This is a genomic window from Cellulomonas sp. EB106-03-03-XG116 (genome assembly GCF_058792015.1).
The window spans coordinates 1-8,324 of the sequence record NZ_JBYTEP010000090.1 but is presented as its reverse complement, the minus strand read 5'-3'; the positions used below and the strand labels follow the sequence as shown (position 1 = coordinate 8,324).

8 protein-coding genes and 1 pseudogene are annotated in these 8,324 nt (G+C 76.9%); 4 read left to right on the top strand and 5 right to left on the bottom strand.

The annotated features are described in order from the left end of the window. Positions 1-81: 81 nt before the first annotated feature. From AC3WUG_RS18885 to AC3WUG_RS18875, 3 genes are read right to left on the bottom strand one after another with little or no spacing between them, the layout of a single operon-like run. Positions 82-1,113 carry an NAD-dependent epimerase/dehydratase family protein gene (locus AC3WUG_RS18885; protein WP_492329075.1) on the bottom strand — a complete coding sequence of 344 codons (1,032 nt, stop codon included), beginning with the start codon at positions 1,111-1,113 and terminating at the stop codon, positions 82-84. Further along, positions 1,110-1,640: a hypothetical protein gene (locus AC3WUG_RS18880; RefSeq protein WP_492329074.1), complete on the bottom strand. Its 531-nt coding sequence runs from the start codon at positions 1,638-1,640 to the stop codon at positions 1,110-1,112. Before AC3WUG_RS18880 ends, AC3WUG_RS18885 begins: the two co-directional genes overlap by 4 nt. Next, on the bottom strand, positions 1,637-1,831 hold the full coding sequence (locus tag AC3WUG_RS18875; protein ID WP_492329073.1) for a hypothetical protein: 195 nt from the start codon (positions 1,829-1,831) through the stop codon (positions 1,637-1,639). Before AC3WUG_RS18875 ends, AC3WUG_RS18880 begins: the two co-directional genes overlap by 4 nt. Before the next feature lie 130 nt (positions 1,832-1,961). Between AC3WUG_RS18875 and mqo the strand changes: the two genes are divergently transcribed. Then, complete coding sequence (mqo, locus tag AC3WUG_RS18870; protein ID WP_492329072.1) at positions 1,962-3,581, top strand: malate dehydrogenase (quinone); 1,620 nt, start codon at positions 1,962-1,964, stop codon at positions 3,579-3,581. A gap of 168 nt (positions 3,582-3,749) precedes the next feature. Further along, positions 3,750-4,355, top strand: coding sequence for a flavodoxin family protein (locus tag AC3WUG_RS18865; RefSeq protein ID WP_492329071.1), 606 nt, complete (start codon positions 3,750-3,752; stop codon positions 4,353-4,355). A 241-nt stretch (positions 4,356-4,596) separates the two neighbouring features. Here the strand turns inward: AC3WUG_RS18865 and adhP are convergent, their stop codons facing one another. Further along, on the bottom strand, positions 4,597-5,613 hold the full coding sequence (adhP, locus tag AC3WUG_RS18860; protein WP_492329076.1) for an alcohol dehydrogenase AdhP: 1,017 nt from the start codon (positions 5,611-5,613) through the stop codon (positions 4,597-4,599). Between the two features lie 166 nt (positions 5,614-5,779). Between adhP and AC3WUG_RS18855 the strand changes: the two genes are divergently transcribed. Together AC3WUG_RS18855 and AC3WUG_RS18850 are read left to right on the top strand one after the other, a co-directional pair. Then, entirely contained in the window at positions 5,780-6,496 is a 717-nt protein-coding gene (locus AC3WUG_RS18855; protein ID WP_492329070.1) for a histidine phosphatase family protein, read from the top strand. Continuing rightward, entirely contained in the window at positions 6,489-7,352 is an 864-nt protein-coding gene (locus AC3WUG_RS18850; RefSeq protein WP_492329069.1) for an NAD(P)H-hydrate dehydratase, read from the top strand. The genes AC3WUG_RS18855 and AC3WUG_RS18850 overlap by 8 nt, the downstream gene beginning before the upstream one ends. A gap of 156 nt (positions 7,353-7,508) precedes the next feature. Here AC3WUG_RS18850 and AC3WUG_RS18845 read toward each other — a convergent pair. Further along, a pseudogene (locus AC3WUG_RS18845) lies at positions 7,509-8,324 on the bottom strand (CU044_5270 family protein); the annotation flags it as partial.

Here is an 8,324-nt window from a genome sequence, read left to right as displayed (position 1 = left end):
CCCCCCCCCCCCCCCCCCCCCCCCCCCCCCCCCCCCCCCCCCCCCCCCCCCCCCCCCCCCCCCCCCCCCCCCGGCCCGGTCTCAGCGGGGCCGCATCGGCGGGCTCGCCGTGCCCGCCCCGCGCGCGATGCCCGCGACCAGCTGCCGCATCGCCTGCACCCCGGTGTACCGCGGGTGGAACCCGAGCTGCCGCTCGGCGCGCGTCGTGTCCAGCACCGGCGCCGAGGCCCCCATGTCGAACCACCCGGGCCCGACCGGCGCCAGCCGCGCGTGCCACGCCAGCTGCAGCGCGGTGCGCACCGGGGCGTGCGGCACCTCCCGCCACCGGCCCCGCGACACCGCGTCCGCCACGTCGGCGGCCCGGATGATCCCCGGCCCGGCCACGTTGTACGGCCCGCGCGCCTGGCGGACGACGGCCTCCCGGTACGCGTCGGCGAGGTCGTCGGCGTGCACCGCCTGGAGCCGGAACCCCGCGGGCCACGGCAGCACCGGCAGCCGGCCGTCGAGCAGCCCCGCCGGCACGAACGGACCGAGGAAGTACCGCTTGATCTCGTGCCCCGCGGCGTGCTGGAACACCAGCGCCGGCCGCAGGCGCGCGATCGTGAGCGTCGGGTACCGCAGCTCGGCCTCGTCCAGCAGCCGCTCCACCGCGACCTTGTCGACGCTGTAGTCCGACGACCGCACGCCGCCGGTGTCCCACTCCTCGTCCCGGGGCTCCTCGGAGTACGACGGGCTGTACGCCCCGACCGACGACGCGACGACGAGGTGCGGCACGCTCGCCTCGACCACGGCGCCGAGCACGCGGCGCATCCCGTCGACGTTGACCCGCCGGAGCTGGTCACGGTCGTGGCTCGGCTGGATCAGCCAAGCCAGGTTCACGACGGCGTCCGCCCCGGCGAACACCCGGCGGAGCGCCTCGACGACCGGGCCGTCCGGGCCGGCCGCCCCGATGTCGACCGCGTGCCAGTCGGTGGTGTCGTACGGCGGTGGCGGCGTCCGGCCGGGCACGCGCCGGGCGACGCCGACCAGGGCCGTGACCGTCGGGTCGTCGCGCAGCCGGCGCAGCACCGCCGTGCCGACGTTGCCGCTCGCCCCGATGACGACGACCTTCACCGCGCGTCCCCGGACCCGGCCGGCTGCCCCGGCTCGCCGTCCTCGGCGAACGCCTGCTCGCGGGCGACCTGGCCGAGCCGGGTCAGCGTCGCGATCTGCTCGTCGGCCTGGTCGAGCAGCCGCTGCAGCTGCGCCGGGTCGAGCCCGAGGTCGTCGGCCCAGATGTGCAGCGTCTCCCACAGCCCGCGCTTGGCGGTGACGGCGCCGCGCATCAGGTCGATCTCCAGCACGGCGGTGAGCGGGGACGGGTCGGTCAGCCGGCCGTTGGGCTTGAGCCTGCCCGCGCGCTCGGCGACCGCCAGGCCGACGCGCTTGGCCACCGACGGCCGCACGCCGAGCCGGTAGGCGGTGTCCCGCAGCCACTCGCGCTCGTCCGTGACCTCCTGCGCGATCCGGGCGAGCGCGGGTCCCAGCGGGGTGCCGGCGTACGCCTCGGCCATCCGGCCGAACCGCGCGCTGCCGCCCTCCGCCCCGGCGAGGTGGTCGCCGAGGTAGGAGTCGAGCAGCGCGCGGTCGAGCCGCCTCACGGGGTGCCGGCGCCGCCGCCGTCCGCACCGTCGGTGCGCGGGTTCAGGTTGTCCGGGTCGGCGTCGGTGTCGGTCTCGCCCTCGTCGCCGCCGGAGGCCTGCGTCCCGGTGCGCGGGTTGAGCATCTCCGGGTCGGTGTCCGGGTCCTCGGCGGGGTCGTAGCCGTTCTGCGTGGTGTCGTCGGTGCTCATGGGCCCACGCTGGCACCACGCCCGGGACCCCGCACTCCGAGAGCGTCTCGACCCCGGGGACGATCGTCCCTGGTGCCCGCTGCGTGGATCTGGTGCACCGACCACCGCGTGCGCTGGTTACCATCGAGTCGTGCCCTCAACTGTCGAGCCGGTCGATGTCGTCCTGGTCGGTGGCGGGATCATGTCCGCCACGCTCGCCACCCTGCTCTCCGAGCTCGAGCCGTCCTGGCGGATCGAGATCGTCGAGCGGCTGGACGGGATCGCCCTGGAGAGCACGGACGCCTGGAACAACGCCGGCACCGGGCACGCCGCGCTCTGCGAGCTGAACTACACGCCCGAGCGCGCCGACGGCACCGTCGACATCGCCAAGGCGGTGACGATCAACGAGCAGTTCGCGCTGTCCTGCCAGCTGTGGGACCACCTGCGCGACGAGGGCCGGCTGCCGGACGACTCCTTCCGGTCGGCCGTGCCGCACCTGACGTTCGTCCGCGGCGCCGCCGACGTCGACTACCTGCGCCGCCGGCACGCCGCGCTGACCGCGCACCCGCGGTTCGCACACCTCGAGTACACCGAGGACCCCGAGACCATCGCGTCCTGGACCCCGCTGATCATGGCGGACCGCGACCCCGACGAGCCCGTGGCCGCCACCCGGGCCCTCGACGGCCTCGACGTCGACTTCGGCACCCTGGCCCGGCGCATGGTCGACGACCTCGTGGCGCGCGGCGCGCGGGTCCGGCTGCAGCACGAGGTCCGGCGGATCAGCCGGCGCCGCGGCGGCGGCTGGCGGCTGCACCTGGTCGACCGGGCGTGGAACGCCAGCCCGAAGCGGTCGACGCTCGACGCGCGGTTCGTGTTCATCGGCGCCGGCGGCGGCGCGCTGCGCCTGCTCCAGGACGCCGGCATCCCCGAGATCAAGGGCTACGGCGGCTTCCCGATCAGCGGCCAGTTCCTCCGCACCACCGACCCGGCGCTCGTCGAGCGGCACCGCGGCAAGGTCTACGGCAAGGCTGCCGTGGGCTCGCCGCCCATGTCCGTGCCGCACCTCGACACCCGCGTGGTCGAGGGCAGCCCGGCGCTGCTGTTCGGCCCCTACGCGGGCTGGAGCATGAAGTTCCTCAAGGCCGGCTCGTGGACCGACCTGGTCCGCACCGTCCGGCCGGGCAACCTGATCCCCCTGGTCGCCGTCGGCCTGCACAACCTCGACCTGCTGAAGTACCTGATCAGCGAGGTGCTCGCGACCCGCGACGCCCGGATGCGCACGCTGCGCGGGTTCATGCCCACGGCGCGCGAGCGGGACTGGGAGCTCATCACCGCCGGCCAGCGGGTGCAGGTCATCAAGCGCGGCAAGGGCGGCGGGGTGCTGGAGTTCGGCACCGAGCTGATCACGGCCGCCGACGGCTCGATCGCGGGCCTGCTCGGCGCCTCCCCCGGCGCGTCGACCGCGGCGTCGGCGATGATCGACCTGCTGCGCCGGTGCTTCCCCGAGCGGTACGCCGGCTGGCGGCCGCGCCTCGAGGAGATGATGCCGCAGCTCGCCGAGGGCTCCGCGGCCGCCCCGGGCGCCGGCGAGGCGCCGGACGCCGACCCGGACCTGGAGACCGAGGACCCGGCGCGGCCGGGCGGCTCGGACCCGAACCCGGGCGTCGGCCACGAGCCCGGACCCGAGCCGCGGGACACCTCCCAGCGGGCAGCGGGGCGCCGCCCGGCGCGCCCGACCCTCCCCCGCCGCCGGGACACCCCGGTCGCCTGACCGCGCTCACGTCGACTTCAGACCCCGCCGAGATAGGACCGGCGCGCCGAGACAGGACCGTGGTCGGCCCCATCTCGGCGCGGAGGTCCTATCTCGGCGCGGGGTGCGCGGGCGCGCGGGTGGGCGGCCCGGTCGCCGGATCCGTGGCGGCGGAGGAGCGTGGGGCGCATGAGAGCCGTCGTCCTGAACTGCACGCTGAAGCCGTCGCCGCAGCCGTCGAACACCGAGCAGCTCGCGCGCGTCGTCGTCGAGGCCCTGGAGGGCCACGGCGTCGAGGTCAGCACCATCCGGCTGGCCGACCACGACATCCCGCCCGGGGTCGAGTCCGACCTGGGTGGCACCGACGCGTGGCCGGCGGTGCGCCGCGCGGTGCTCGACGCCGAGATCCTGGTCGTCGCCACGCCGACCTGGGTCGGACGCCCGTCGTCGATCGCCCAGAAGATGCTGGAGCGGATGGACGCGATGATCTCGGAGACGGACGACGCCGGCCGCCCGGTGGCGTACAACCGGGTCGCGGGGGTGGTCGTCACCGGCAACGAGGACGGCGCGCACCACGTGATCTCGGAGATCGCCGGCGGGCTGGTGGACATCGGGTTCACGATCGCGCCGCAGGGCTGGACCTACTGGAACCGCGGGCCAGGCCCGGGGCCGGACTACTCCGGCACCGAGGAGGGCCACGAGTGGAGCCACGCCACCGGGCGCGCGATGGCGCAGAACCTGGTGGGCGTGGCCCGCGCGCTGGCGGCGACCCCGCTGGGCCCGCCCGCGTCCTGACGCCGGCCGAGCCCTCGCCCCCTCGCACCCGGCACCGCAACGGCCCCCGGGAGCGCTGCTCCCGGGGGCCGATCGGGTGCGGCGGTGCCGGCCGAGCCGCCCCCTGCGGGCTCGGACGGTGCCGCCGCGCGCCGGCCGGTGCCCTCCACACCCGCCGTGCGCGTCACCCGTGTAGTCCGCAGGGAACGACGATCCGTCACGTCGCTGTCGTGTGACCTCGCTCACATCCTGTCACAGCCAGTCACAGCCCCGTGTCGAGGACCACCCGCCCGTCGATGGCCCCGGTCTCCATCCGCGCGAAGACGTCGTTCACCGCGTCGAGCGGCCGCAGCTCGTACTTGGTGCGCACGAGCCCCCGGGCGAAGAAGTCGACGGCCTCCTGCATGTCGAGCCGGGTGCCGACGATCGAGCCGCGCACGGTCAGCCCGCGCAGCACGGTGTCGAAGATCGACAGCGGGAAGGTGCCCGGCGGCAGCCCGACCAGCGACACCGTCCCGCCGCGGCGCAGCATCGACAGCGCCTGCGGGAACGTCGACTCGCTGACCGCCGTGACCAGCGCCGCGTGCGCGCCGCCGACCAGGTCGTGCACCGCCTCGCCCGGGTCGCCGTCGCGGTGGTTCACCACCAGCTCGGCGCCGTACTCCAGCGCGGACGCCCGCTTGGACTCCGAGCCCGTCACGGCGATCACCCGGTAGCCCATCGCGGCGGCGTACTGGATCGCCAGGTGCCCGAGCCCGCCGATCCCGGAGACCACCACCCAGTCCCCCGGCTTCGCGTCGGCGACCTTCAGCCCCTTGTAGACGGTGACCCCGGCGCACAGCACGGCCGTGACCCCGGCGGCGTCCACGCCCTCGGGGATCCGCGGCGCGTACCGCGCGTCGACCAGCATGTACTCGGCGAACGAGCCGTCGACGGAGTAGCCCGAGTTCTGCTGCCCGGCGCACAGCGTCTCCCAGCCGCGCAGGCAGTCCACGCAGGTGCCGCAGGCGGTCGCGAGCCAGGCGTTGCCCAGCCGGTCGCCCTCGCGGACGCCGCGCACCTCGGAGCCGACCGCGACCACGCGACCCGCCCCCTCGTGCCCGGGCACGAACGGCGGCGACGGCTTCACCGGCCAGTCGCCGCGGGCGGCGTGCAGGTCGGTGTGGCACACCCCGGAGTAGTCGACCCGGACCAGCGCCTCGTGCGGCCCCGGCACCGGGACCGGGCGCTCCTCGACGACCAGGGGGGCGCCGAGCTCGCGGACGACCGCGGCCTTCATCATCTCGGGCACAGCAGCTCTCCTCACGCCACGCGCCCACCGCCTTGTGAACGCTGTCACGAGAACGTATCGCCGCCGCCCGGTGCCGCGGCAGGGACCGAGGGCCCACCGCCGGTGCCGGCCGCGTCCGGATGCGGCCCGCGAGGCGTCCTGCGACCGTGGGGGCATGACCAGCAGACTCGTGCTCGTCCGCCACGGGGAGAGCGAGGGCAACGTCGCCGCGACGCGCGCCGAGCGCGCCGGCGCCGAGACGGTCGGCGTGCCCTGGCGCGACGCCGACACCCCGCTGTCCGGCACCGGGGAGGAGCAGGCCCGGGCGCTCGGCGCCCACCTCGCCACCCTGCCGTCCGGGGAGACCCCCGAGGTCCTCTGGGTCTCGCCGTACGTCCGGGCCCGCCGGACCGCCGAGCTCGCGCTCGAGAAGGCCGGCCTGCCGCTGCGCACGGTCGTCGACGAGCGGCTGCGGGACCGGGAGCTCGGCATCCTCGACGGCCTCACCAGCCACGGGGTCGACGCGCGGTTCCCGGACGAGGCCGCGCGCCGCGACCGGCTCGGGAAGATGTACTTCCGGCCGCCCGGCGGCGAGTCCTGGGCCGACGTCGCGCTGCGGCTCCGCTCGGTCGTCGCGGACATCGAGCGGCGCGAGGAGGGCCGGCGCGTGCTGGTCGTCTGCCACGACGCCGTCATCTGGCTGCTGCGCTACGTCTGCGAGGGGCTGACCGAGGACGAGCTCATGGCGCAGGTCGCCGAGCGCAGCGTGCGCAACGCGTCCGTGACCGTCCTGGTCGGCGGCCCGGACGGCTGGCGCGCCGAGGTCGTCGACGACGTCGCGCACCTGGACGGCGCCGAGGTCACCGAGCACCCGGGGCAGGGCGATGACTGACGCCCCCGCCCTCACCCCGGCGCTGCTGCGCGGCTGGCCGCTGCCGGCCCGGGACGGCACCAAGGACGTCCGCGGCGGCGTGCTCGTCGTCGGCGGCGCCCGCCGCACCCCGGGCGCCGCGGCGCTCGCCGGCCTGACGGCGCTCCGGATCGGCGCCGGGCGGCTGACGCTCGCGGTGGCCGAGTCGGTCGCCGCGCCGCTCGCCGTGGCGACTCCCGAGGCCGGCGTGCTGGCCCTGCCGGAGGACGCCGACGGCTCCCCCACCGGCGCGACGCCGCCGCACCTGGCGGCGGAGCTCGAGCGCGCCGACGCCGTGGTCGTGGGCCCGGGGCTCGACGAGCCCGAGGGCGCCGCGGCGCTGGTCCGGTCGGTGCTCGGCGCGCTCGCCGGCCGGGACGCGGCGGTGCTGCTCGACGCCTTCGCGCTCGGCGTGCTGCCCGGGCTGCGGGACGAGGTCACGCTGCCGGGGCGCACCGTGCTCACCCCGAACACGACCGAGGCGGCGCGGCTGCTGGAGGTCGACGAGGTCGACCCGGACGACGCGGCCGCGCGGGTGGCCGAGCGGTGGGGCGCGGTCGTGACCTGCGCCGGGACGATCGCGCACCCGGACGGGCGGCGGTGGACGTCGGCGACCGGCTACCCCGGGCTGGGGACGTCAGGCAGCGGCGACGTGCTGGCCGGAGCCGTCGCGGGGCTGCTCGCCGGCGGTGCCCCGCCCGAGCAGGCCGCCTGCTGGGGCACCGCCGTGCACGGCTCCGCCGGCGACCGCCTCGCCGCCCGCGTCGGACCGCTGGGCTACCTGGCGCGCGAGCTGGCGGACGAGGTCCCGGCCGTCCTCGTCGAGCTGCAGGCCTGACGGCGCGGCGCCCGGCGCCGGACCGTCGCCGGCGCGGCCGCCGCCGGGCTCGGCCACCAGGTCCGCCCCGACGACGTACCGGAACTGGGTCACGGTGGGCTCGTCGATCCCGGCAGGCTCGGAGCGCAGCGTGACCTCCTCGTGCCCGGACATCCGCCCGGTGCCCGCGTCGACGAGCAGCACCTGCACCGCCTCGATCCCGGTCGGCGGACCGCCGGGCACCCCGAGCGCCACGGCGCGCCGCCCGGTCCGGTCGGTCACCTCGCCCGCGAGCGTGACGCCCGGCTCGTCCGCCAGCACCGTCCACAGCGCCGACTCGAACGCCGAGGGCAGCACGTACCCCTCGGACACGATCGCGGCGGCCTGGTACACGCACCAGGCCGCGTAGGACGTGTCGGGGCCGCAGCCGATCGCCGCACCGCCGGCCGCCTCGAGCAGCTCGGCGCGCAGCGTGGCCGGGTCGTCGGACATCGCGGTGAACAGCCCGGGGTCGAACGTGCCCGCGGGGATCCGGTCGACCGACGCGTCGGCCGGCGTGGTGTCGATCGCGGCGAGCAGGCCGTCCTCGCCCAGGTGCTGCCCGCGCCACTCCATCGCGACGAGCGACCCGTCGGGGCTCAGCCAGGTCTCCCGGACCACGGGGTCGACGGTGGAGGTCGGCGAGCCGTCCCCGCCGACGACCGTGCTCAGGTACCAGGCCTGCGACAGCACGTGCTGCACGTCGCCGGCCGGCTCGGGGTCGGGGTGGGCGGCCGCGGCGTCCGCGAGCGCGAGCAGCGTGTCGTGCGCCGGCTCGCCGCCGCCGGCCGCGAGCTCCTCGGGGGTGACCGGGTAGGCCAGCATCGGCGGGGAGCCGCTCGCGACCGCGGCCGGCGGGTCGTGCACCGGGAGCAGGGCGAGCACCGTGCCGCCGACGGCGGCCGCGGCGACGCCCGCGGCGGCGGCGAGCCAGCGGCGGGCGCGGCGCGGGGC